This window comes from Chromobacterium sp. FG89 (genome assembly GCF_057808735.1).
This window is the reverse complement of sequence record NZ_JBMDIQ010000001.1, coordinates 118,729-143,472: the sequence shown is the minus strand read 5'-3', so window position 1 is coordinate 143,472 and position 24,744 is coordinate 118,729. Positions and strand designations below refer to the sequence as shown.

At 58.4% G+C, this 24,744-nt stretch carries 18 protein-coding genes; 5 read left to right on the top strand and 13 right to left on the bottom strand.

Translation table 11 applies throughout. The annotated features are described in order from the left end of the window. Positions 1 to 4: 4 nt before the first annotated feature. The 8 genes from ACODRW_RS00620 to gltB form a co-directional block, all read right to left on the bottom strand. Positions 5 to 1,177 carry a DegT/DnrJ/EryC1/StrS family aminotransferase gene (locus ACODRW_RS00620; RefSeq protein WP_235086421.1) on the bottom strand — a complete coding sequence of 391 codons (1,173 nt, stop codon included), beginning with the start codon at positions 1,175 to 1,177 and terminating at the stop codon, positions 5 to 7. 1 nt (position 1,178) lies between these two features. Then, positions 1,179 to 2,096 carry a GDP-L-fucose synthase family protein gene (locus ACODRW_RS00615; protein WP_488904949.1) on the bottom strand — a complete coding sequence of 306 codons (918 nt, stop codon included), beginning with the start codon at positions 2,094 to 2,096 and terminating at the stop codon, positions 1,179 to 1,181. Positions 2,097 to 2,122: 26 nt separating this feature from the next. Next, positions 2,123 to 3,091 carry an NAD-dependent epimerase/dehydratase family protein gene (locus tag ACODRW_RS00610; RefSeq protein WP_304502829.1) on the bottom strand — a complete coding sequence of 323 codons (969 nt, stop codon included), beginning with the start codon at positions 3,089 to 3,091 and terminating at the stop codon, positions 2,123 to 2,125. A gap of 64 nt (positions 3,092 to 3,155) precedes the next feature. Further along, entirely contained in the window at positions 3,156 to 4,427 is a 1,272-nt protein-coding gene (tviB, locus tag ACODRW_RS00605) for a Vi polysaccharide biosynthesis UDP-N-acetylglucosamine C-6 dehydrogenase TviB (RefSeq protein ID WP_488905082.1), read from the bottom strand. 357 nt (positions 4,428 to 4,784) lie between these two features. Next, positions 4,785 to 6,224, bottom strand: coding sequence for a mannose-1-phosphate guanylyltransferase/mannose-6-phosphate isomerase (locus ACODRW_RS00600; RefSeq protein WP_488904948.1), 1,440 nt, complete (start codon positions 6,222 to 6,224; stop codon positions 4,785 to 4,787). Further along, the gene (locus tag ACODRW_RS00595; RefSeq protein WP_235086411.1) at positions 6,221 to 6,607 is read right to left on the bottom strand and encodes a MarR family EPS-associated transcriptional regulator; all 387 of its coding nucleotides are present in this window, start codon (positions 6,605 to 6,607) and stop codon (positions 6,221 to 6,223) included. The genes ACODRW_RS00600 and ACODRW_RS00595 overlap by 4 nt, the downstream gene beginning before the upstream one ends. 403 nt (positions 6,608 to 7,010) lie before the next feature. After that, entirely contained in the window at positions 7,011 to 8,426 is a 1,416-nt protein-coding gene (locus ACODRW_RS00590) for an FAD-dependent oxidoreductase (protein ID WP_488904947.1), read from the bottom strand. Positions 8,427 to 8,523: 97 nt separating this feature from the next. Then, entirely contained in the window at positions 8,524 to 12,972 is a 4,449-nt protein-coding gene (gene gltB / locus ACODRW_RS00585) for a glutamate synthase large subunit (protein ID WP_488904946.1), read from the bottom strand. Positions 12,973 to 13,254: 282 nt separating this feature from the next. Here gltB and ACODRW_RS00580 point away from each other — a divergent pair, with 282 nt between their 5' ends. The 3 genes from ACODRW_RS00580 to ACODRW_RS00570 all read left to right on the top strand — a co-directional run bounded on the left by ACODRW_RS00580 (position 13,255) and on the right by ACODRW_RS00570 (position 19,002). Then, positions 13,255 to 14,775 carry a phospholipase D-like domain-containing protein gene (locus ACODRW_RS00580; protein WP_488876870.1) on the top strand — a complete coding sequence of 507 codons (1,521 nt, stop codon included), beginning with the start codon at positions 13,255 to 13,257 and terminating at the stop codon, positions 14,773 to 14,775. Between the two features lie 432 nt (positions 14,776 to 15,207). After that, positions 15,208 to 17,463, top strand: coding sequence for an Orn/Lys/Arg family decarboxylase (locus tag ACODRW_RS00575; RefSeq protein ID WP_488904945.1), 2,256 nt, complete (start codon positions 15,208 to 15,210; stop codon positions 17,461 to 17,463). Between the two features lie 105 nt (positions 17,464 to 17,568). Then, a complete protein-coding gene (locus tag ACODRW_RS00570; protein WP_488904944.1) occupies positions 17,569 to 19,002 on the top strand; it encodes a sensor histidine kinase in 1,434 nt (477 codons plus the stop codon). Between the two features lie 156 nt (positions 19,003 to 19,158). Here ACODRW_RS00570 and ACODRW_RS00565 read toward each other — a convergent pair whose 3' ends face one another. Together ACODRW_RS00565 and ACODRW_RS00560 are read right to left on the bottom strand one after the other, a co-directional pair. Beyond that, positions 19,159 to 19,788: a LysE family translocator gene (locus ACODRW_RS00565; protein ID WP_107801967.1), complete on the bottom strand. Its 630-nt coding sequence runs from the start codon at positions 19,786 to 19,788 to the stop codon at positions 19,159 to 19,161. Positions 19,789 to 19,850: 62 nt separating this feature from the next. Further along, positions 19,851 to 20,240, bottom strand: a complete 390-nt coding sequence (locus ACODRW_RS00560; protein ID WP_488904943.1) for a DUF488 domain-containing protein — start codon at positions 20,238 to 20,240, stop codon at positions 19,851 to 19,853. Positions 20,241 to 20,347: 107 nt separating this feature from the next. Between ACODRW_RS00560 and ACODRW_RS00555 the strand changes: the two genes are divergently transcribed. Together ACODRW_RS00555 and ACODRW_RS00550 are read left to right on the top strand one after the other, a co-directional pair. Further along, on the top strand, positions 20,348 to 20,959 hold the full coding sequence (locus tag ACODRW_RS00555) for a LysE family translocator (protein ID WP_488904942.1): 612 nt from the start codon (positions 20,348 to 20,350) through the stop codon (positions 20,957 to 20,959). Between the two features lie 5 nt (positions 20,960 to 20,964). Further along, positions 20,965 to 21,414 (top strand): GNAT family N-acetyltransferase, encoded by a 450-nt coding sequence (locus tag ACODRW_RS00550; RefSeq protein ID WP_488904941.1) that lies wholly within the window; start codon positions 20,965 to 20,967, stop codon positions 21,412 to 21,414. A 19-nt stretch (positions 21,415 to 21,433) separates the two neighbouring features. On the opposite strand, the gene ACODRW_RS00545 is transcribed toward ACODRW_RS00550, so the two are convergent. From ACODRW_RS00545 to ACODRW_RS00535, 3 genes are all read right to left on the bottom strand, one after another. Continuing rightward, positions 21,434 to 22,216, bottom strand: a complete 783-nt coding sequence (locus ACODRW_RS00545) for a ferredoxin--NADP reductase (RefSeq protein WP_253313697.1) — start codon at positions 22,214 to 22,216, stop codon at positions 21,434 to 21,436. Between the two features lie 80 nt (positions 22,217 to 22,296). Beyond that, a complete protein-coding gene (locus ACODRW_RS00540) occupies positions 22,297 to 23,352 on the bottom strand; it encodes an NAD(P)H-dependent flavin oxidoreductase (protein ID WP_227105012.1) in 1,056 nt (351 codons plus the stop codon). A 55-nt stretch (positions 23,353 to 23,407) separates the two neighbouring features. Then, positions 23,408 to 24,553, bottom strand: coding sequence for a trans-sulfuration enzyme family protein (locus ACODRW_RS00535; protein ID WP_488904940.1), 1,146 nt, complete (start codon positions 24,551 to 24,553; stop codon positions 23,408 to 23,410). Positions 24,554 to 24,744: the final 191 nt, after the last annotated feature.

Genomic DNA, 24,744 nt, shown 5'->3' with positions numbered 1-24,744 from the left:
CTCCTCAGAAACGCAACGAGGCGATCGCTTCAATCGCCTCAGGAATAGGGTAATGGTGGTTACCAACGAACAGGCCAAGCTTATCTATATGATTGGCATTTTCTAATTGACCAACCACCTCATGGTCAAAGTATTGAACAACAGGGTTCTTTGCAAAGTTGCCGGTCACAATGGGACGACATTCAAAGCCAAGAGCGCGCAAACGCTCCAGCAGTTGAGGGCGTGTCACCCTTGATCCTGGGCGGATCACAATGCTAAAACCAAACCAACTACTATTACCATGCTCGTGTTGGATCAGCAGATCGGGATGATTAATCATACGCTCAGTCCACTGTGCACCGTTACGGCGACGCTCAGCAACTATACTAGGTAATTTTTTGACCTGCGCACTACCCAATGCCCCTCCCATCTCCAACGGCCTTAAATTATAACCAGGCAAGACAAACTTGAATGACTCTTCAAAAGGATCATCGCTCTTACGCCCAGTAACTAGATTCTCCTGAGGTAAATTTCGAGTCCAGCCATGGGCACGCAAGCACAGCAGAATATGGTACAACTCCTCATCGTCCGTGCAGATGAGACCACCTTCCATCGTGGAAATATGGTGGGAGAAAAAAGTGGAATAGGAGCCCATCAAACCAAAGGTACCGCATTGACGACCTTCCAGCGTCGCCCCCATAGATTCGCAATTATCCTCTAACAAAACCAGATGATGCTCATCGCAGACAACTTGCAATGCATTGAAATCGCAAGGATTCCCGAGTAAATTTACCGCAAGGATCGCACGAGTATGGGAACTCACGGCCTTACGAACTTGCTCCACGTCCATGTTCAGTGTCTGCAGATCAATATCTACAAACTTGACCTTCAACCCATACTGATGCAACGGATAATAAGTTGTGCTCCAAGAAACAGCCGGCACAATCACCTCATCACCAGGGCGTAAACGACGCGACTCGTCCTTTGTGTAGAACATCGCCGCAATCATGGCTAGATTTGCTGACGAGCCTGAATTCACCATGACGCAGAAGCGGCTGCCGGAAAATTCTGCAAACTCTCGCTCAAACTGCGCCACTCTCGGCCCCATACTGAATACATTGGAGTCCACTACCGATTGAATGGCCCCATACTCTGCATCATCCCAAGTAAACGTAGCCAACGGAAATTTGTAACTCATCTCACAGTCCCTCCAAAAATGCCTTATAAGTATTTTCAATACCCTGATCAAGACTAATACATGGCTTCCAATCCCATTCGGCTTGCCGACTAACATCAACTACTTTTCGCTTCATACCTGCAGGTCTAGCTAAGTCATACTGGAAAGAACCGTTCCAACCAATTACTCGGCGGGCTGCCTCATAATACTCTTGGATACTAAAATCCACGCCGGTACCGACATTCATCAGCGGCGGCAGCTCCTCATAACGTTCACAGCCTTCAATAATTGCGTCAGCTAGATCGCCTGCATACATAAATTCGCGACGAGCCGTTCCATCACCCCAGATTTCAACTGTATTTTCGCCCCCCGTTTTGGCCTCATGAATTTTGCGAATGATGGCGGGAAGCAGGTGCGCGCGGACAGGATCAAAATTATCAAAAGGCCCAAATATATTACACGGAATAAATGACTTATACTCAATGCCAGAAATAGTATCACGTGCATAGGTGCAGAGTTTTAGCACTGCGATCTTGGCAATTGCATACGCTTCATTAGTAGGCTCCAGCTCCCCAGTCAATAGCATCTCCTCAGTAAGATGCCCAGAATGATTCGCGGGGTAGATACACGAGCTAGCCAGATTGAGCAGACGCGGCACACCAGCCTGACGTGCAGCGCTTACAACATTCATCCCAATAGACACATTCTCGATCATGAAGCCCCAAGGATCAGCCCGATTCGCCTCAATGCCACCTACCTTTCCAGCAGCGTGTACAATGATATCTGGCTGAAATGCCTTGATTACCTTCAGCACCGCAGCCCCATCCCTCAAATCCAGCTCGTCCCTAGTTGGCGCCATGAACTCATGCCTATTGGCGCGTTCATGCAGCAACACATTCTTACCGACCATTCCTCGACCACCAGTCAGAAAAATCTTCATTGCCTAATACTCCGATCTGGGGATTATTAACGGTTCGTCACATACCAAGACAGTGCTTCATCCAGCCCCAACTTCAAGGTATGTGTGGGTTCATAACCCAGCAGCCGACGAGCCTTACTCACATCCGCCTGACTATGGCGAACATCTCCTGCCCGGAAATCTCTATAGGTCGGCGTTGCATCCAGCGAGCTCCCTTCCTTAGATAAACCATCCCGCAACAGATCAAAAAGCTGGTTCAAAGTAGTACGATCACCGACCGCAACGTTATAAACCTGATTACGAGCCAAGGGGTCTACTGTCGTAGCCGCCAAGATATTAGCTTGGATCGCGTTGGCTACATAGCAAAAATCTCGGCTGGTCTCCCCATCTCCATTGATAAACACCTGCTGGCGATCAAGGAGGGCCGCCGCCCATTTTGGAATCACAGCTGCATATGCGCCATTCGGATCTTGACGGCGGCCGAAGACGTTAAAATAACGCAGCCCGATCGTTGTGAAGTCATAACTTCGAGCGAACACATCAGCATACAATTCATTTACATATTTAGTAACTGCATAAGGAGACAGTGGCTTGCCGATATTTTCTTCAATCTTGGGTAACGCAGGATGATCCCCATAGGTACTGCTGCTAGCTGCATAGGTAAAACTCTTCGCATTAGCATCCTTCGCCGCCACCAACATATGCAAGAACCCAGTGATATTCGTGGAATTACTCGTAATAGGATCAGCTAAGCTTCGTGGCACAGAACCTAGTGCGGCCTGATGCAGCACATAATCCACACCCTCACATGCCGCGTGACAAGCTTGGATATCGCAGATATCCGCTTCGATGAAACGGAAGTGGCTCCACTCTTTGGCACTCACAAGTTGTCGAACCTCATCAAGGTTACGACGGTGTCCTGTGGCGAAATTATCGAGGCCCATCACATTCTGTCCAAGCTTGAGCAGCGCCTCTAAAAGATTACTACCAATAAAACCAGCAACCCCGGTGATCAACCAGGTTCGTGGGGAAGCGCGCAAGTCGGCGCAAACTTGTTCATATCGATTCACAAAAGGCCTTTCACAAGCGACCATCGGCGCTGCCCAGCGGCAGGATGCCCTTAACGTCGTACAGCACCACATCTGGCTTACCCAGAGATTTGATACCTTGCTCACCTAAGGTCACAAACTGATGGTGGCCTACAGCAAGAACAATAGCATCATACCTTCCTTCTGGAGGAAACTCAGATAGACACTCGAGACCATATTCATGCTTGGCTTCAGCCGGATCAATCCAGGGGTCGTAGATATCAACATCTGTATTGTACTGCCGCAAACCTTTTACGATATCTACCACCTTGGTATTTCGTACATCAGGGCAATTCTCCTTGAAGCTCAGCCCCAATACCAGCACCCGCCCACCAAGTACAGGCTTATTTTTACGCAGCATCAACTTAACCGTTTCGTCAGCTACGTGATGAGCCATGCTATCATTAATCCGCCGTCCGGCTAAAATAACCTCTGGATGATATCCAACCTCTTGCGCCTTATGTGTCAAATAGTAAGGATCTACACCAATACAATGCCCCCCAACCAAACCAGGACGGAATGGTAAAAAATTCCATTTTGTTCCAGCCGCAATCAAAACTTCTTGCGTATCAATCTCAAGTCTATGGAAAATCAGACTCAACTCATTCATCAGAGCAATATTTACATCTCGCTGCGTGTTCTCAATCACCTTAGCAGCCTCAGCCACCTTGATACTGCTAGCTTGGTGCGTGCCTGCCACGATAATTGAGGCATATAGTTCATTTACCTCGCTAGCGATTTCCGGAGTACTACCGCTGGTCACCTTTTTGATGGCGGGCAATCTATGTACTTTATCGCCTGGATTAATTCTCTCTGGGCTATATCCACAAAAAAAGTCTTGATTAAATTTCAAACCGCTTACACGCTCCAGAACGGGAACGCAAATCTCTTCTGTAGCTCCCGGATAGACTGTCGACTCATAAATTATGACATCACCAGCCTTGATCACCTTGCCAACGGTCTCACTAGCTTTAATCAATGGCACCATGTCTGGTCGATTGGCTTTATCGACCGGCGTCGGCACTGTTACAATAAAAATTTGGGCATCCGCAATATCTGCCACGAGGTGGGTATAGCTAAGATTTTTTGCTTCAGCCAACTCTGAAGAGCTACACTCTAGGGTATGATCCTCTCCTCTTTTCAATTCAGAAACCCTTGCCTCATTAATATCAAACCCAACAACGCAACGAATTCGACCAAACTCGACAGCAAGTGGCAAGCCGACATAGCCCAAACCAATAATTGCTATTTTTTTTTCTGACATTTTCAAATTAGACCTCTAAAAAATGGAAACCGGAAAATCAAATAAAACCTTGCCCCTCATGAGCTTTCCGCCCTTAGGCTGCAATCTAGAGAGACTATTTATCGACCACACTTAACCCCAAGCACTACAATTAACCTAAGTGCTTTTAAAAAACGGGTACATTTCCTCAAAGCCTAAGCAACTAAAGCACTTGCTGAATAAGAGTTTTAGCAACGAAAATCTCTCAAACTGCAGCATCCATATCTTTAATTATAAAACACCATAATAAATGATAGAATTTCTGTAGTTTTGCAATGGCAATCTGAAACTACGACACCACCAATCAGACATGTGCAATATTTGGCCACCCCATCACCCTCATCGGCCATAGTTGTCTTCAAAGCGGACTATATCATCCTCGCCAAGGTAGCCGCCAGATTGAACCTCTATAATCTCCAATGGAATTGTTCCTGGGTTTGCCAGTCGATGCACCTCTCCCAATGGGATGTAGGTTGACTGGTTTTCCGTCAAGATAAAAGTTTGGCTCCCATTAGTAATCTCCGCAGTACCCCTCACTACGATCCAATGCTCTGCACGATGATGGTGCTTCTGGAGGCTAAGGCTAGCCTTCGGCTTAACTAAAATACGTTTAACCTTGAAACGCCCTCCTTCATCTATACTGTCATACCATCCCCACGGACGGTGTACCTTGCGATGCAGCGTGTGTTCTTCTCGCCTTTGTCTTCCAAGCGTACTCACAATATGTTTAACGTCTTGACTGTGTGACTTATCTACAACCAATACTGCATCAGGGGTTTCAACAACGATGACATCCTTTACCCCAACTAAGCCCACCAGTCTACTAGTTGCATGTACCAAGGTATTCTTACTATTAGTTGTGAGTACATCGCCTATATGGGCATTACCATCACCATCTTTGGGCAAAACTTTCCAAACGGCATCCCAAGCACCTAAATCACTCCAACCTGCATCCAATGGTACCATTTTGATTGGAAATGCACTGCCAGGACAGTGCTCTAGAACTGCGTAATCAACTGACTCCGATGGAATCATGGAGAATTCAGCTTTACCAGGCCTAGTAAATTGAGAGTCGATTGTGCGTTTGCTCCAAGCCGAGCTTGTAGCATCAAAAACATCTGGACGAAATTGTTCAAGAACCTTCAGCCATACAGAAGCCTTGATCACAAATATTCCCGCATTCCAAAAGTACCCACCTTCTGCCAAGTATGCTTCAGCAGTCGATTCATCTGGCTTCTCAATAAAACGCTTGACCGTTAATACTTCCTCGCTTGAAGTACAACTCTCAATCTGAATATAGCCATAACCTGTTTCTGGACAGTCAGGTACTATACCTAGAATTACAATTGAACCGTGCTCGGCTTCATAAATAGCAGATTGCATGGCTGATGAAAAAGCGGTCGAATCAATAACCGTCTGATCCGCAGGAGTCACAACCAAAATTGGGTCTCCCTCTCCCTCGATGGCAGCCAGAGCAGCCAAGGTAAGAGCAGGAGCAGTGTTCCGTCCCACAGGCTCGAGCAAAGCCCCCCCCAACGCAACTCCTATTTCACGTAGTTGCTCAGAAGCTAAGAAACGATGATCCTCACCTGTAACAATAAGTGGATCTGAAACCAGAATGTCTTCACTTGACAAGTCAGAGAGTCGCCGGGCTGCTTGCTGAAAAAGGCTTTCACTTCCAGTCAAACACAGAAACTGTTTAGGGAACCCCGTTCGTGACAATGGCCACAAACGAGTACCCGATCCACCACATAGGATGACAGGCGCAACGTTGATCATACCTTTTGTGCTCCTTCTTTCTCAATTCCATCTATCTCTAACTTAAGAGCATCAATCTCTGCCTTTAGCGCCTCATACTCTTCAACTTTACGCTGTAAAAAACGGTGTGTGATAGCGGCTTTTTCTGCAACGCCGCTCAAAGTCAGCACATAAACATACCCAAACTTATTCTTGGAGTTGGCAAAATTCTTCATTTTCACCAATCCCTTTTGCATCAATGCCTTAAGACAATAGTTAAGCCCACCAACACTAATACCGAGTTTTTCGGCCAATTCACGCTGGGTAAGATCCGGATTTTCCTGCAAGATACGCATCACCCTAAAGTAGGTATCTTCTTGCAATTTTGCTTGGCGACTTATCATAAAATTGAATGATTCATCCAAATTAAATATACGATTACACCAACGATGACAAGGCCATTATAACGCGCCCTTTCAACAACCAAAATATAGACTTTAGACAGAAGAAATTTATGTACGAACTTGAACATCACACGAAGAAAAATACCGACTTAACCACATCGGCATTTAACCATTTCACATAAAGCTTTAGAGTCATAACACAGACTATGGCAAGATCAAACCCTGACCATCCCTGTATAATAAAACAAGTAGCGACTAAAAGTTATATCTTCACACTCAAATATCACTCAAAACCATTTCACATACAAACATTGAGATGAACAATAGCCTATAGAAAATATTACCTACTCTTACTTTCTCCAGTCGGTTTTGTGACACCCTAGTCAGATATGTTTAGAGGAGCAGGATACAGCTACTGTTCCCGCTACCAAATACCCAAGTACGCTAACATACCCTCTGCGGCCTGCCTTCCCTCAAACACAGCTCTCACCACCAAGTCTGCGCCTCGAACCATATCCCCACCAGCAAAAATCCTGGGATTGCTAGTTTGAAACGTGTACGCATCATGGGCAGCAACAAGGGTACGGAAATCAAGAGAGTTGGCAATCCCTAACATTTCCGACCAGGGGGCCGCCTCCGCCTGGAAACCAAAAGCCACAACAACATGGTCGCATTCTATGATTCCTTCGCTACCAGGTACAACCTCTGCCCTCCGACGCCCTTTCGCATCCGGCTCACTCAAGCGTGTCTCCGCTAGTCTCACCACCAACGTGTTATCAGATTTCTGTCCGATCTCCAACGGCTGCCGATTCCACAGGAAGTCAACGCCCTCTTCCTTCGCATTCGCCACCTCACGCTTGGAGCCCGGCATATTCGCCTCATCTCGGCGGTAGGCGCAAATCACGCTTTTCGCGCCCTGGCGTATCGCGGTACGGTTGCAGTCCATCGCGGTATCCCCCCCCCCCAACACCACGACGCGTTTGCCTTGCATCGTGATCGGCTCTTCGCCATCCGGCAGCGTACCCAGCCCTTGACGCACGTTATTGATCAAATAAGGCAGGGCTTCCAACACTCCGGGCAAATCCTCTCCAGGAAAGCCGCCCTTCATATACTTGTATGCGCCCATGCCCATGAAGATGGCGTCGTATTGTTCCAGCAACTCTTCTATCTGGATATCCTTGCCGATCTCGGTGTTGAGCACAAACTCCACCCCCATGCCCTCCATGATCTCGCGGCGGCGCTTGATCACGGATTTTTCCAGCTTGAACTCCGGAATGCCAAAGGTCAGCAGGCCGCCGATTTCCTCGTAGCGGTCAAACACCACCGCCTTGACGCCATTGCGCACCAATACGTCGGCACAGGCCAGGCCGGCCGGGCCGGCGCCGATTACCGCGACTTTCTTGTCCGTCCACACCACCTTGGACATATCCGGCCGCCAGCCGGCTTTGAAGGCCTCGTCGGTAATGTATTTCTCGATGCTGCCGATGGAAACCGCGCCGAAGCCGCCCTGGTTCAGGGTACACGCGCCTTCGCACAGACGGTCCTGCGGGCAGACCCGGCCGCAGATTTCCGGCAGGCTATTGGTTTTGTGCGACATTTCCGCCGCCTCGAATAGACGCCCCTCTTCCACCAACTTCAGCCAGTTGGGGATGTAGTTGTGCACCGGGCACTCCCATTCGCAGTACGGGTTGCCACAGGACAAGCAGCGGCCGGCCTGGTCGGCCGCGTCCACGCTGTGCAACGGCTGATAGATTTCTTTGAATTCGATCTTGCGCACCGAGGCGTCCACCTTGTCGCCGGGGTTGCGCGAAAGCTTCATGAATTGGAAAACATCGCTCATGGTTGTTTCCTGTCTTGCTGGGCCCGTCGCCCGCTGGCGCCCGGGTTTTGAATGAGGTATCGGCGGAACGGCACCAGGGCCGCCCGCCTTGCGCGTCTTAGTCCTTGAGCAGGCTGTCGAGCTTGGCCGCCTTGGGTTTGACCAGCCAGAAGTAATCGACGTAATCGTCGAAGTTCTCCAGCATCGCTTTGGCCGTCTCGGAACCGGTCAGCTCAACGTGCTTGGCTATTTTCTCCAATAGATAGGCGCGATACATGCCCATGGCTTCGCCGTTGATCAGGTGGATGTCGATCAGCTCGTTGTTGTAGCGATAAGCGAATTTCTCATTCGGGTCGTAGACGAAGGCGAAGCCGCCGGTCATGCCGGCACCGAAGTTGTAGCCGGTTTCGCCCAGCACGATGACGCTGCCGCCGGTCATGTATTCGCAGCAATGGTCGCCGGCGCCTTCGATGACGGCCAGCGCGCCGGAGTTGCGCACTCCGAAACGCTCGCCCGCCACGCCCGCGGCGAACAACTGGCCGCCGGTAGCCCCGTACAGACAGGTATTGCCTATGATGATGGACTCGCCCGCCCGGTATCCCGCGTTCTTGGGCGGATAGATGGTCACCCGGCCGCCGGCCATGCCCTTGCCCACATAGTCGTTGGCGTCGCCTTCCAGTTCCAGATGCAGACCGGACGCGTTCCATACGCCGAAACTTTGCCCGGCGCTGCCGCTGAACTTGATCTTGAGACAGCCGAACGGCAGGCCCGCCGCGCCGTGCACGCGGGCGATCTCGCCGGACAGGCGCGCGCCGATGGAGCGGTGGGTATTCTCGATCGGATAGCTCAGCTCCAACATCTGTTTATTGTGGATGGCGGACAAGGCGTCTTGCAGGATGGCCTCCGCCAGTTCGCCCTTGTCGAAGGAGGGATTGCTGGCGCTGACGCAGAAACGCGGCTCGTTGTCCGGCACCCGGCCTTGCGACAGCAGCGGCGACAGGTCCAGCTTCTGCTGCTTGTCGGTGTCGCCGGCCGTCAGGCTCAGCAGGTCCATCCGGCCGATCAGTTGCTCCATATTGCGCACCCCCAGCTTGGCCATCCACTCGCGGGTTTCGCGCGCGATGAACAGGAAGTAGTTCATCACCATTTCCGGCAAGCCGGTGAAGTACTTGGAGCGCAGCTTGATTTCCTGAGTGGCCACGCCGGTGGCGCAGTTGTTCAGATGGCAGATACGCAGGTATTTGCAACCCAACGCCACCATGGGGCCGGTGCCGAAGCCAAAGCTCTCCGCGCCCATCATCGCCGCCTTGATCACGTCCAGGCCGGTCTTCAAGCCGCCGTCGGTCTGTACCCGCACCCGGCCGCGCAGGCCGTTGGCGCGCAACACCTGCTGGGCTTCGGACAGGCCCAGCTCCCATGGGGAGCCGGCGTATTTGACCGAGGTCAGCGGCGAGGCGCCGGTGCCGCCGTCGTAGCCGGAGATGGTGATCAGGTCGGCGTAGGCCTTGGCCACGCCGGCGGCGATGGTGCCGACGCCGGGTTCGGCCACCAGCTTGACCGACACCAGCGCGGACGGGTTGACCTGCTTGAGATCGAAAATCAGCTGCGCCAGGTCTTCAATCGAGTAAATGTCATGGTGTGGCGGCGGCGAGATCAGGCTGATGCCTTCCTTGGCGTGGCGCAGCCGCGCAATCAGGCCGGACACCTTGTCCCCGGGCAGCTGGCCGCCCTCACCCGGCTTGGCGCCTTGCGCCACCTTGATCTGCAGCACTTCGGCATTGACCAGGTAATGCGGCGTGACGCCGAAGCGTCCCGAGGCCACCTGCTTGATCTTGGACATTTTCTCGGTGCCGTAGCGCGCGGCGTCTTCGCCGCCCTCGCCGGAATTGGAACGGCCGCCCAGGCGGTTCATCGCGATCGCCAGCGCTTCATGCGCCTCAGGCGACAAGGCGCCGAGCGACATCCCCGCGGAGTCGAAGCGCTTGAGGATGGCTTCCACCGGCTCCACTTCGTCGATGGAGATAGGCTCGCCCAGCGGCTGCACCTGCATCAGGTCGCGCAACATCGCCACCGGGCGCTGGTTCACCGCCTCGGCGTATTGCTGATAGGCCTGGTAATCGTCGTTCTGCACCGCTTTTTGCAGCAGGGTCACCACATCGGGGTTATAGGCGTGGTATTCCTCGCCGTGCACGTACTTGAGCAAGCCGCCCTGAGAGATCGGCCGCATCGGGTTGAAGGCGAAACGCGCCAGCTTGTGCTGATCGTCCTCGAAGTCGGCGAAACCCGCGCCGGATAGCCGCGACACCGTGCCCTTCAGACACAACTCCACCACTTCCTCGTGTACGCCTACCGCTTCGAACAGCTGCGCGCCGCGATAGGAGGCGATGGTGGAAATGCCCATCTTGGACAACACTTTGAGCAAACCCTTGTTGATGCCCTTGCGATAGTGCTGCAAGGCTTCGTTGAGCTTGAGTTTGACCTCGCCGCTCTGCACCAGCTCGATGATGCTTTGATAAGCCAGATAGGGGTATACCGCGGTGGCGCCGTAGCCGATGATGCAGGCCATCTGGTGCGCGTCGCGCACCGTGCCGGTTTCCACCAGGATATTGGTCTTGCAGCGCAAGCCGCTGTCTATCAGCGCGTGGTGCACCGCGCCGGTGGCGAACAGCGCCGGGATGGGCAGGCGCTGAGGCGTCACATGGCGATCGGACAGCACCACGATGACCGTGCCCTCCTTGACCGCGTCCACGACATGTCGGGTCAGCGTCTCCAGCGCCTGGCGCAAGTCGGTTTCGCTGGGGTCGTAGCACAGGTCGAAGGTCGTCGCCTTCAGATAAGGCTCCGGCCGCGTGGTGACGCGGGTGAATTTCTCGTGCGACAGCACCGGGGAGCGCACTTCCAGCCGCTTGGCGTGCTCGGCGCTCTCCTCGAACATATTGCGTTCCGGCCCGAACACCGTGTTCAGCGACATCACCACCGCTTCGCGGATCGGGTCGATAGGCGGGTTGGTCACCTGGGCGAATTGCTGGCGCAGATAGTCGAAGGGCGAGCGCACTTTCCGGCTCAGCACCGCCATCGGCGTATCGTCCCCCATCGAACCCACCGCCTCCTGGCCGTCCTCGGCCAACACGCGCAGGATTTGGTCTCGCTCTTCAAAGCTGATATTGAACAGCTTCTGCAAACGCGCCAGTTCGTCCTTGGACAAAGGCTCGACACCGGCGTCGTCCTCGATCGACAGCTCCAGGTATTTGGCGCTGTCCTTGATCCATTGCCGATACGGCTTGGCGCTCTTCAATTGGGCGTCGATTTCCTCCGGCAACAAGAGCTCGCCGGTGGCCAAATCCGCGGCGAACAGCTGACCCGGCTTGACCCGGCCCTTGCGCACCACGTTTTCGGGCTGGTAGTCCCACACCCCCACCTCGGAGGCGATGGTCAGCACATTGTCCCGGGTCAGCACCCAGCGGGCCGGCCGCAGGCCGTTGCGGTCCAGCATGCAGGCGGCGTAGCGGCCGTCGGTGAGCACGATACCGGCCGGGCCGTCCCACGGCTCCATATGCATGGAGTTGAATTCATAAAAGGCGCGCAAGTCCTTGTCGGTGGAGTCGACGTTCTGCCAGGCCGGCGGCACCAGCAGACGCAGAGCGCGGAACAGCGGAATGCCGCCCATCAGCAGGCCTTCCAGCATATTGTCCAGCGACATCGAGTCGGAGCCATCGGTCTGCACGATGGGACGCACCGCGTCCATGTCCAGATGCGGAGACGCCATGATGCGCTCGCGCGCGCGCGCCCAATGGCGGTTGCCCTGCACGGTGTTGATTTCGCCGTTGTGGGCAAGGAAACGGAAAGGCTGCGCCAGCTTCCATTGCGGCCAGGTATTGGTGGAGAAGCGCTGGTGGAATACGGCCAGGCTGGACTCGAAGCGTGGATCGTTCAAATCCAGGAAGAACTTGGACAGGTTCTCCGGCGTCACCAGGCCTTTGTAGGACAGAGTATGCGGCGACAAGGTCGGCAGATAAAAAAACGGGTCGTCCGCCTTATTGGCTTTCTCAGCCTGGCGACGACCCATGTACAAACGGCGCTGGAACATTAATTCATCCATGCCGAATGGACAGTTAACAAAGACCTGGACCATGGCGGGAAGCGAGGCCAAGGCCGCCTCCCCACAGGCGCTGTCGTCGGTGGGAACCTGTCGGAAACCGGACACCTCCAAACCCTGGGACTCCAGAAACTCACGCAGGCGGCGCAAGCTGCGCTCTCCCTGTTCCGGATCGGGATGGTGGAACACCAGCCCGGCGGCGTACACTGGCTTCAGCGTCAATCCGGCCGCAGCGGCGACTTCGCGCAAAAAACCGTCCGGCTTGCGAAACAACAGGCCGCAGCCGTCGCCGGATTTGCCGTCGGCGGCCACCGCGCCGCGGTGGGTCAATTTGGCCAGCGAGGAGATGGCGGTTTCCACCAGCCAGTGACTGGGTTTGTCGTCAAGCTGGGCGATCAAGCCAAAACCGCAGCTATCCTGCTCGAAGTCCGGATGGTACAGGGTGCCCTGTAGCCAGCGTTGTCTGTCCATAGCTTTGTCCTGCTTATAATGTGAAACGAATGTTTCGATTCTAAGGGCAAGGAGCTTGACCCTGCAACCGGTTTTTGTGCACCGCATTAGACGATAAAAATCATCATGTTACAGTGATTTTTTTGATTTTTCGATGTCGAAAAATCGTATTTTCACGGCGAATTAATTGTGATTTTGTGACGCGAACGTTCAATAAAACGACTGTCAAGCCGCCTTGTCAAGGACATCCAAAATGGCGATTTCAACCAAATTCAGTATATTGTCAAACAATAACCAAATATAATGCCCATTCTGTCCCCCCACCCCGCCAATCAGGAGCTGATCCGACACCTGGCCGAGCAGGCGTTTTCCCGCTCCGCCGGCGCCCCGCTGGTGGGCGGCAATCAGCTGGAACTGCTCTACGACAGCGTGGAGAACTTCCCGGCTTGGGAACAGGCCATCGCCGACAGCCGGGAATCGATCTTCATCGAGATGTATATCTTCGCCAAGGACGCGTTTGGCCTGCGCATACGGGATCTGCTGATTGAACGCGCGCGCGCCGGAGTGAAGGTCTGCCTGCTTTACGATTGGCTGGGCAGCTGGAAAACGCATCTGGGCAGTTTCTTCAAGCCCTTGCAGGCCGCGGGAGCGGAATTGCGCGCCTACAACCCGCCGTCTCTGACCGCCGGCCTCAGCATGCTGGGGCGCAATCATCGCAAGCTGATCGTGATCGACCGCCGGACCGTCTTCGTGTCCGGCCTGTGCATCAGCTCCAGCTGGGAAGGCCGTCCAGAGCGCGGCCAAGAGCCCTGGCGCGATACCGGCGTCAAATTCAGCGGACCGCTGGCGGCCGACGCGCTGGCGGCCTTCGCCGACAGCTGGGCCAGCTGCGGCGGCCCGCTGTCCGCGGAATGGCTGACGCCGCCGCCATTGGAAAACTGCGGCGCGGTGGCGGCGCGCCTGATCGCCACCACGCCCGCCACCGCGCAAATGATGCGGCTGGACTTGCTGATCGCCTGCTTCGCCCGACGCACCCTGTGGCTGACCGACGCCTACTTCATGGGCACCAGCATGTATCTGACCGCGCTGAAACAGGCCGCGCGCGACGGCGTCGACGTCCGCTTGCTGGTGCCGCGCTCCAGCGACATCGGCTGGATCGCCACGGTGTCGCGTACCCAGTACCGCCCGCTGCTGGAGGCCGGCGTGCGCGTCTTCGAATGGGACGGCCCGATGATCCACGCCAAAACCGCGGTGGCGGACGGCCGCTGGGCGCGCATCGGCTCCACCAACCTCAATCTGTCCAGCTGGCTGGCCAACCGCGAACTGGACGTGGCGGTGGAGGACCAGGCCTTGGCGGAAAAGCTGGCCGAGCGGTTCCTTCAGGATCTGGACCACGCCACCGAAGTGATCCTGGCCGGCCAGCGCCGCCGCCCGACGCTGACCAAGCCGCGGCCCAAGGACTATCACGGCCTGCTGCTGCCGCCGCATACCGCCGCCCTCAGCGGCGCCAGCGCCGCCGCGCGGCAAGCGGCGCGGATCGGCGACGCGCTGGGCGTGGTGGTGCGTGGCACCCGCAATGTCGACGCCAGCGAGGCGTCCGCCTTCCTGACCATAGGCATGGCGCTGCTGATCTTCGCCGGACTGATCGCCTTCTTCCCCTGGCTGGTGGCCGCGCCCTTGCTCTTTTTGCTGCTGCTCAGCGGCGGCGCCATCGTCGCCAAGGCTCTGGGCTTGTACTGGGCCAGGCGTGGCAAAAAACAACAGCCGCCGCCGGCCGCGCCGGCTGGCGAGCAAGATGGCTCGCCCCAGGACAAATTCGATTAAAAACAATCCGTTGACTTGGGCTGATGTCCCCAAGACATCGCCGCCGCATCGCGCCTGGCCGCCGTCAGGCGTTTTTTTCGCGGAAAAAATTTTGCTGCGCAACAACATGACAAGCAAAAGGTCTAAAATGCGCGCTTTCTTGGGATGTTCTCCAGGCCGGCAGACGTGCCGCCCGCGCAGACAGCACAGCGCGAGCCGACTACGGACCGCGGCGCAAAGCGCCCTGTTTTTATTCGCGCCTCAAGGCCAGCCTCCATGGCGGCGGCGGACCCCAGTCTGCCCGTGCGTACAGAACTGCGCCCCAACGCGCACCGAGTGACACCGCAAAGGGTTACAGGTGCCCGCGGCTTCGGCCCTCGCCCACGGCGAGCCGACGGCCCATCCGCGTCCCGCCCCGCGCGTGTCCGAGTTAACAGCAACAAGGACTCAGGTATGCGTTTTCATTTCCCCATCGTGATCATCGACGAGGACTTCCGCTCGGAAAACACCAGCGGCTCCGGCATCCGCGAACTCGCCGCCGCCATGGAGGCGGAAGGCATGAGCGTGATCGGCTACACCAGCTACGGCGACCTGACTTCCTTCGCCCAGCAGCAAAGCCGCGCCGCCGGCTTCATCTTGTCGATAGACGACGAGGAATTCCACACCGAGGACGCGGCGCAGGAAGCGCTGGGCAAGCTCTACGGCTTCGTCGCGGAAATCCGCCGCCGCAATCCGGACATCCCGGTCTATCTATACGGCGAAACCCGCACCGCGCGCCACATTCCCAACGACATCCTGCGCGAGTTGCACGGCTTCATTCACATGCACGAGGACACGCCGGAGTTCGTCGCCCGCCACATCATCCGCGAGGCCAAGAGCTATCTGGACAGCCTGGCGCCGCCGTTTTTCCGCGCGCTGGTGGATTACGCCCACGACGGTTCCTACTCCTGGCACTGCCCCGGCCATTCCGGCGGCGTCGCCTTCCTGAAGAGCCCGGTGGGCCAGATGTTCCACCAGTTCTTTGGCGAAAACATGCTGCGCGCCGACGTCTGCAACGCGGTGGACGAACTGGGCCAGCTGCTGGACCACACCGGCCCCATCGCCGCTTCGGAACGCAATGCCGCGCGCATCTTCAACGCCGACCACCTGTTCTTCGTCACCAACGGCACCTCCACTTCCAACAAAATCGTCTGGCACAGCTGCGTGGCGGCCGGCGACATCGTGCTGGTGGACCGCAACTGCCACAAATCCAATCTGCACGCCATCATGATGACCGGCGCCATCCCGGTGTTCCTGATGCCGACGCGCAACCACTACGGCATCATCGGCCCGATTCCTAAGTCCGAATTCCAGCTCGACAATATCAAGAAGAAAATTCAGGCCAACCCCTTCGCCCGCGAAGCGCTGGCCAAAAACCCGCAAGCCAAGCCCCGCATCCTGACCCTGACCCAGTCCACCTACGACGGCATTATCTACAACGTGGAGGACATCAAGCATCTGCTGGACGGCGAGGTCGATACCCTGCACTTCGACGAAGCCTGGCTGCCACACGCCGGCTTCCATGATTTCTACGGCGACTTCCACGCCATCGGCGAAGGCCGCCCGCGCTGCAAGGACAGCCTGATCTTCTCCACCCAGTCCACCCACAAACTGCTGGCCGGCATCAGCCAGGCCTCGCAGATCCTGGTGCAGGACCCGGAGCAACGCCAGTTGGACACCGCTTGGTTCAACGAAGCCTATCTGATGCACACGTCCACCAGCCCGCAGTACTCCATCATCGCCAGCTGCGATGTGGCGGCGGCGATGATGGAACAGCCGGGCGGACAGGCGCTGGTGGAAGAATCGCTGGTGGAGGCGCTGGACTTCCGCCGCGCCATGCGCAAAGTGGACGAGGAATACGGCCGCGACTGGTGGTTCAGCGTCTGGGGACCGGACGATCTGTCCGACGACGGCATCTGCGACCCGGCCGAGTGGCAACTGCGCCCGAACGAGCGCTGGCACGGCTTCGTCGGCATTGAGGACGGCTTCAATATGCTGGACCCAATCAAGGCCACGGTGCTGACTCCGGGCCTGGATGTGGACGGCAGTTTCGAAGAGATGGGCATTCCCGCCGCCATCGTCACCAAGTATATGACCGAACACGGCGTGGTGGTGGAAAAGACCGGGCTGTACAGCTTCTTCATCATGTTCACCATCGGCATCACCAAGGGCCGCTGGAACACGCTGATCTCCCTGCTGCAGCAATTCAAGGACGACTTCGACAAAAACCAGCCGATGTGGCGGGTGATGCCGGAATTCATCGCCCAGCACCCGCAATACGAGCGCGTCGGCCTGCGCGATCTGTGCCAGCGCATCCATCAGCTCTACAGCAAACACGATGTGGCCCGCATCACCACCGAGATCTATCTGTCGGAAATGGAGCCGGCGATGCGTCCGGCCGACGCCTTCGCCAAGATGGCCCACCGCGAGATCGAACGCGTGCCGGTGGAGCAACTGGAAGGCCGCGTCACCGCGGTGCTGTTGACGCCCTACCCGCCAGGCATCCCACTGCTGATTCCCGGCGAGCGCTTCAACAAGACCATCGTCGACTACCTGCGCTTCGCCCAAGACTTCAACCGCGAGCTGCCCGGCTTCGAAACCGATGTGCACGGGCTGGTGGCGACGGAACTGGACGGACGCAGGGTCTACTGCGTCGACTGCGTGAAATGAGAAAGGGCGGCGGCGCTCCGCCGGCACGCCGCCGCACAATTTCTACACAATAATCCTTAACACACCAGGCTGGCGCGCTCGCGGCGGCGTGCGATAATCGCCGCCATGATGTCATTGGACCGCCGCTACGCCCTCACCGCCTGGCTCTTGCTCAGCCTGGCGGGTTGCCTATGGCTGGGCTGGCGCCAGTTTGGCGCATTGGAACAGCGCTTCCGCCAGGAATCCTTCATTACCCTGCGCCTGCTGAGCCAGAAAGCTTCGCAACACGATGCGGTGCTGGCCACCCTGGCCGCTTCGGAACAAAGCCGTTTGCCCGCCGACATGCTCAAGCGCCTGCAAACCGCCATGCCTCAGCTGAGCGCCATCGGTTTTTGGCGACAGCAGCAATGGCATGGCGATCCCAGCGGCCTGCGTCCGCCGCTGGCCTTGCTGTGGCAAGCCCAGCAACAAGGCCAGACCCTGCTCGGCTTCGACGCGCAACAACGCTACTGGCTGCAAAGCCCGGACGGCTGGGCGCTGTTGATCGACCCGTTGCGCATGCTGGTCCAGGCCGAACTGCCCGAGCCGCTGGAAAACATCTCGCTGCAATTGCGCGGCCACCGCATCGAACTGCTGCAACGCAAGGCCGGCGCGTCTGCCAATGATTGGGATCTGAGCCTGGACCGCAAGCTGCCCAGCGCCAGCCAACCCTTCCGCCTGTCCAGCCGCACCGCCTTGAGTTGGGACAGCTTGCCCTGGATGGAAATCCTGCTGTGGAACGCGCTGCTCGCCGCCGTCGCCGTCGCCCTGTACGCCAGGCATAGGCAACGCGCTTCTCAACAGCGCCAGCAACAGCAGGACCGTCTGGCCGCTCAAGCCCGGCTCAATACCCTGAATGAAATGATGGCCGGGCTGGCGCAGGAATTGAATCCGCCGCTGACCGCCATCATCGCCAATACCCGCCAGCTGGAACGGACGCTGGACGAGCCCTCGCAACGCGAAGCCGCGCGCGACATCCTGCTCGCCACCGGCGCGCAAGCGCGCCGCGCCGCAGCCCTGATCAGCCGGCTCAGCCGCCTGCTGGCCCATCCCAAAGCGACGGACACCACGCCGCTGGATCCCGACGCGCTGGTGAACTCATTGCTGTTTCTGCGCCAGGCGGAATTGGCGAACCAGAACATCACCCTGGAATGGAATAATTTAAGCCCGGACGAATGGCCGCGCGCGGAACGCACCGCGCTGGAACAGATTCTGCACAACCTGGTGCAGAACGCCTGCGACGCGCTGCAGGAACAAGGCGGCCGCATTGTGATCAGCGGCGAAAGCGACGGCCACAACTACCGTTTCAAGGTCATAGACAACGGCCAGGGCATTCCCGAAGCCATCCTACCCAAGATCTTCCTGCCCTTCTTCACCACCCGCTCGCGCGGCATGGGCCTGGGGCTGCCGCTCTGCGAGACCTTGGCGCGGGCCCAAGGCGGCAAGCTGCACGTGCAAAACGCCGCCAACGGCGGCGTCATCGCCCAACTGATACTGCCCTGGGCCAAGCGCGGCGCCTGAGGCGGCGCGCGTCAAACCCGTTCAAAAATCTGCTGCGCTTCGGCGAGACGGATGGAGCAGGCCGTTAAAAACAAGCTCACAATGCTCATGAGCGCTCGCACATTTCGCTTGTGTTCTCTTCGCCTCGCCCCTGCCCTCAAGCTTTTGAACAGGCTCTCAGTTCTTGCTCGCCAGCGCCAGCCGCAAAGCCAGCCCGCCGAACACCGAAGCCAGCAGCCATTGCGGCAGCCGGCTGCTCCCCAGCCTGTCGCCAAGCGCGCGTCCGAAACGGCTGGCCGCCAGGATGATCGCCCCATTGATCAGCAGGCCGATCGCGTTCAACAAGGTCGCCAACACCATGATCTGCAGCGAGACCGGCCCCGCTGACGGATGCACGAACTGGGGAAACAAAGCCAGCACGAAGAGCGCCATCTTGGGATTGAGCAGATTAGTAAGCAGGCCCTGGGCCACGATGCGCGGCATAGACTGCGCGCCCGCGGCGCCCGGCACGCTCAACACGCTGCGGCTGCGCAGCGTCGTCCAGGCCAGATAGAACAGATAGGCGGCGCCGGCGATGCGGACCGCGTCGTAGGCCAGCGGCGCGTGCACGAACAACTGCGCCAAACCGAAGGCCGCCGCCAGCGCGTGGCAATACGTGCCCAGTTGAATGCCCGCCAGGGTGGCGAAGCCGGCCTTGCGTCCCTGGCTGGCGCTGCGGCTGGCGATCAGCAACATATCCGGCCCCGGCGTCGCCGCCAGCGCGACGCAGGCGAGACTGAACAGTAAAAGCGTGGACAAATCAGGCATGGCGGACATTCCGGACGAATACAAAGCGATATGATACAAGCCGGCCCGACGGAATCAAAGCCTCACTCCACCAGCGCCGCGCCGCGCTCCCGCAACAAGGCCCGCAACACCGAGCGGTGACAGCGCGCCTCGTCCTGGCAGTAACAGCCTATGGAAAAGTGGCTGCCGTGCGACAACGCCGCCAGCAAGTCCAGCTCGCGGCTTTGCTCCGGCGCCTTCATCTCCGCGCGATAGGCCCGCTCGAACGCCTGCCATTCGGCTGCGCTCTGCGCCGCCTGCGCCTGTTTCACCAATTCCGCGCTGGGCGCCAGGTTGGGAAACCACACATCGTACCAATCGCCGCTGGCGAAGGCCTCCTTTGACACGCCGCGCGGCGGCCGCCGCACCGTGCCGATGCGCGTGCCCTCCTGCGGGTGACGCGGACTGCCCAATTGCACCACGCGTATCGTCATCGCTCGTTCTCCAAAACAGCGCGGCCCATGCGCCGCACGCAACAACATTGTCATCGATGGCCAAGCCTGCGTAGACTAAGGGCCCGCCCCCTACGCGAACAATCCTCATGCAACACTATTCGCTTTATCTGCTGATGGCCGCTGCCACCGTGCTCAGCCCCGGCCCCGGCATTTTGATGACCCTGACCAACTCGCTGCGCTTCGGCCTGCGCGGCACCCTTGGCGGCATTCTCGGCACCGCCTGCGGTTCCTTCATCGTCGCCGGCGTGTCGGCCACCAGCCTCGGCCTGTTGCTGGCCGCGTCGGCGCTGGCCTTCACTGTGATGAAATGGATAGGCGCCGCTTACCTGTTTTATCTGGGCATCAAACTGCTGCGCGCGCCGGCTTTTCGCTTCGATGAGATCCCAAGCCAGCCGCGCGGCTTTGCCCGGCGCTTTGGAGAAGGCATGGCGGTGCAGCTGACCAACCCCAAGTCCATCTTCTTCTTTCTGTCCATCTTTCCGCAGTTCATCGACACTCAGGGGGCCTACGCGCCGCAATTCCTGCTGTTGGTCGGCACCTTCAGCGGCCTGATCATCCTGATCCACACCGTGTACGCGCTCACCGCGCAACGCGCGCGCCGTTGGCTGGCCAGCGACCGCGGCGGCAAATGGGTGAACAAGGCCGGCGGCGCGACCTTCCTGCTGTTCGGCGCCCTGCTCGCCAACTCCAACAGGTAAACGCCATGCGTCTGCAGCTGGAGTCGCCGCGACAAGCCGATGTGCTGGCCTTGATAAGCCAGCTGGACGCATACCAGGCCGCGCTCTATCCGGCGGAAAGCAATCATCTGATGGACCCGGCGGCGCTGGAACCGCCACGGGCGCATTTCATCGTCGCGCGCGACGAGAAGCTCGCGGCGGTCGGCTGCGCCGCGCTGGTGCCGCATGAGGATTACGGCGAGATCAAACGCATGTTCGTGGCGCCGTCCCAACGCGGCAAGGGCGTGGCCCAGGCGCTGCTGGCGCGCCTGGAGTGGGAAGCGCGCTCCGCCGGCCTGTCCGCGCTGAAACTGGAGACCGGCGTGTCCCAGCCTGAGGCGATCGGCCTATACCAGCGCGCCGGTTTCAAGCCCTGCCCGCCCTTCGGCGCCTACCAGCCCGACCCGCTCAGCCTGTTCATGAGCAAGGTTTTATAGGCCGCCCTGGGCGCGTCGGCTACCAACCGTTTTCCAACACCAGATGACCCGGCGCGCTCTGCCGGCTCATCCGGTAGCCCATCTTCATCAATTGCCGGTGGGTATCCTCCACCATGGCCGGGTTGCCGCAAATCATGAAGCGCGAGTTTTCCGGCGACATCGCCAGCCCCGCCGCCCGCTCCAAACCGCCATTGGCCAGCAAGGCCGGGATGCGCTCGTTCAACACGCCCTCCGGCGCGTCGCGCGTGACGATGGGCAAGTATTGCAACTTGTGGCCGTGCTCGTCCCACAAGGGGTGTTCGCTCAGCTCGGCGATGAAATCCTGATAACTGAGCTCAGCGGCGTGCCGCACGCAGTGCGCCAGCACGATGCGATCAAAGCGTTGCCACTGAGCGGGGTCTTGCAGAATCGACAAATACGGCGCCAAGCCGGTGCCGGTAGCCAACAACCACAAATCCTTGCCCGCCGGCAAGCGGTCCGCCAGGAAGAAGCCCATCGCCTTCTTGTCCAGCATCACTTCCGCGCCCACCTGCAGCTGCGCCAGACGCGAACTGAACTGGCCGTCCGGCACCACGATGGAATAGAACTCCAGATACTCGTCGGTCACTGCCGAACACATCGAATACGCCCGCCACACCTGACCGCCGTGTTCGCCCAACGGCAGGCCCAGCCTCGCGAACTGCCCAGGCTCAAAACGATAGGCGTCCGGCCGCCGCAAGCGGAAGCTGAGCAGATTGTCCGCCCAGCGCCGCAGCCACAAGATGGGTTGAACCGTGTACTTTTCTTCGATCGCTGTATCCATTGCTCGCCAATACCCAAGTAAATTACTCAAGTATTGTGCTCCAGATCGACGCCGGCTTCAAGCCTGCGCCGCGGCGGCGCTCAACGATAGGCGGCCAGCCATTCCTCGTGCAGCGTGGCGACCAGTTGCCCCGCCGCCAGTTCGCGGCCGGCCGCCACGTTTTCCCCGGCCCACAAGGACAGAAAATCGCTCAGCCCGGCCTTGGCCGCCGCGGCGCGCAAGGGCCCGGTCAAGGCGTTCATCACCGGATACGCCGGCACCAGGTCTTCCTTGTCGGCCATCAACTGCATATAACGGTTGTTCAGGCCGCGCGCGTAACGGCCGGAAAACGCGCGAGTCAAACGGGTGCCGCCGGGCGCGGCCTTGGCCAGCTCGCTTTTCCACAAGGCGGAAATGCCGGACTCCGGGCAACGCAAAAACGCGGTGCCCAACTGGCAGGCTTGGGCGCCGTGGCGCATCGCTGCGGCGATGTCGCGTCCATGCATGATGCCGCCTGCGGCGATCACCGGCAGCGGCTGGTTCTGCGCCAATTCATAGACCAGCGACAAAGTGGGCCGCAGGCTGTCCTGGGGCCGTCCGATGAAGGTGCCGCGATGGCCGCCGGCTTCCCTGCCTTGGGCGCAGATCGCGTCCGCGCCCAGTTCGGCCCAGGCCAGCCCTTCCGCCATATTGGTGGCGGTGCCGATCACATCTATCTTGGCCTGTTTCAAGAGCTTGAGCTGATGGCGATTGAGAATGCCGAAGGTGAAGCTGGCCGCCGCCGGCTTGGCCTCCAGCAGCGCTTCGAACTGGCGCGCGAACGGCTCGCAGAAGCGATCAGGGATCTGCGGCGCCGGCAGCCCCAGCTCCCGGTGCAGCGGCGCCAGCCATTCCAGCGCCTGCCGCAAGGCCTCCTCGCTGGGAGCGGGATCGTCCTGTACGAATAGATTGATGCCGAAGGGCTTGTCGGTGAGGCGCCGCACCGCGGCGGCTTCGCTGAGCAGGCGTTCGGGCGGCAGCAGCGCCGCCGCCAGAAACCCCAGGCCGCCGGCCTGGCTGACCGCGGCCACCAAGGCCGGAGAGGTGGCGCCGCCCGCCATCGGCGCCTGAATCAAAGGGGTGCGCAACTGCCAGCGACGGCACAAAGCGGAAGCCATATATTTCCTCGATTACGCCCGCGCGGGCGTCGGTTGAAAGAATAGCGCAGTCAGCTCAGTCCGCCAGAGCCTGCTCCAGATCGGCCAGGATATCGTCGATATCCTCTATGCCTATCGACAGCCTCACCCCGCCTTCGCGGATGCCCAATTGAGCCTTCTGCTCCGGCGGCATGCCGCCGTGCGACATGGTGTAGCTGTGGTTGATCAGCGATTCGACCCCGCCCAGCGATTCGGCCAGCGCGAACAGCCTCAACCGCTCGGCCAAGCGGCTGGCCGCCGCGCGGCTGTCGTCCTTCAGCCAGATGCTGACGATGCCGCCGAAGCGACGCATCTGCCGGCGGGCCAGTTCATGGCCCGGATGCCCCGGCAGCCCCGGAAAGAACACCCGCTCCACCTTGGGATGAGATCGCAGATAATCCGCCACCCTCTCCGCGTTGTCGCAATGGCGATCCATGCGCAGATGCAGGGTCTTGATGCCGCGCAGGGTCAGGAAGCAATCCTGAGGCCCCGGCACCGCTCCCGCCGCGTTCTGAATGAATTTGATCTCGCGGTGCAGCGCCTCGTCGTTGACGGCCGCCAGGCCCAGCAACACGTCGGAGTGGCCGGCCAGATACTTGGTGGCGGAATGCACGACGACGTCGGCCCCCAAGTCCAGCGGGTTCTGCAGATAAGGCGTGGCGAAAGTGCTGTCCACCGCCACTCGGGCGCCGTGCGCGTGCGCGATCCGGGCCAGTTCCGCGATGTCCACCATGCCCAGCAAGGGGTTGGTGGGCGACTCCAGCCACAGCAGCTTGGTCCGCGCGCTGATCAGCGCCGTCAGGTTCCGGCTATCGCTCAAATCCGCGAAAGTGACCTTGACGCCCGCCGGCTCCATCACCTTGCTCAGCAGCCGGTAAGCGCCGCCATAAAGGTCCGCCACCGCGATCACCTCGTCGTCCGGCTTCAGGCAGGCGCGCAGCACCGCGTCGATGGCCGCCATGCCGCTGGCGAAGGCCAGGCCGTGGCGGGCGTTCTCCAGGCTGGCCAGACAGGCCTCCAGCGCCGCCCGCGTGGGATTGCCGGTGCGGGCGTACACAAAGGGCATGGATTCGCCGACATGGCCGTATTCGAACACCGAAGTCTGGTACACCGGCGGCATCACCGCCTTGCCATGCTCTGCGTTGTCATAGCCGGCATGAATGGATCTGGTTGCAAATTTCACGACTTTTCCTCAAAAAATCATTCACTTGTCCGCTTTGTCGGACAAACCGACCGCAATCAAGCTTCTAGCGCGCCGCAGCCATGACTCTTTCATCATTTTTCGAAAACTTCAAGGAAACCGCCGTTAAAACGGCGACTACTCCCTTGATCTTGACTAAATTTTTAGCAGCTTTGGCTTTACATCCACGCTCT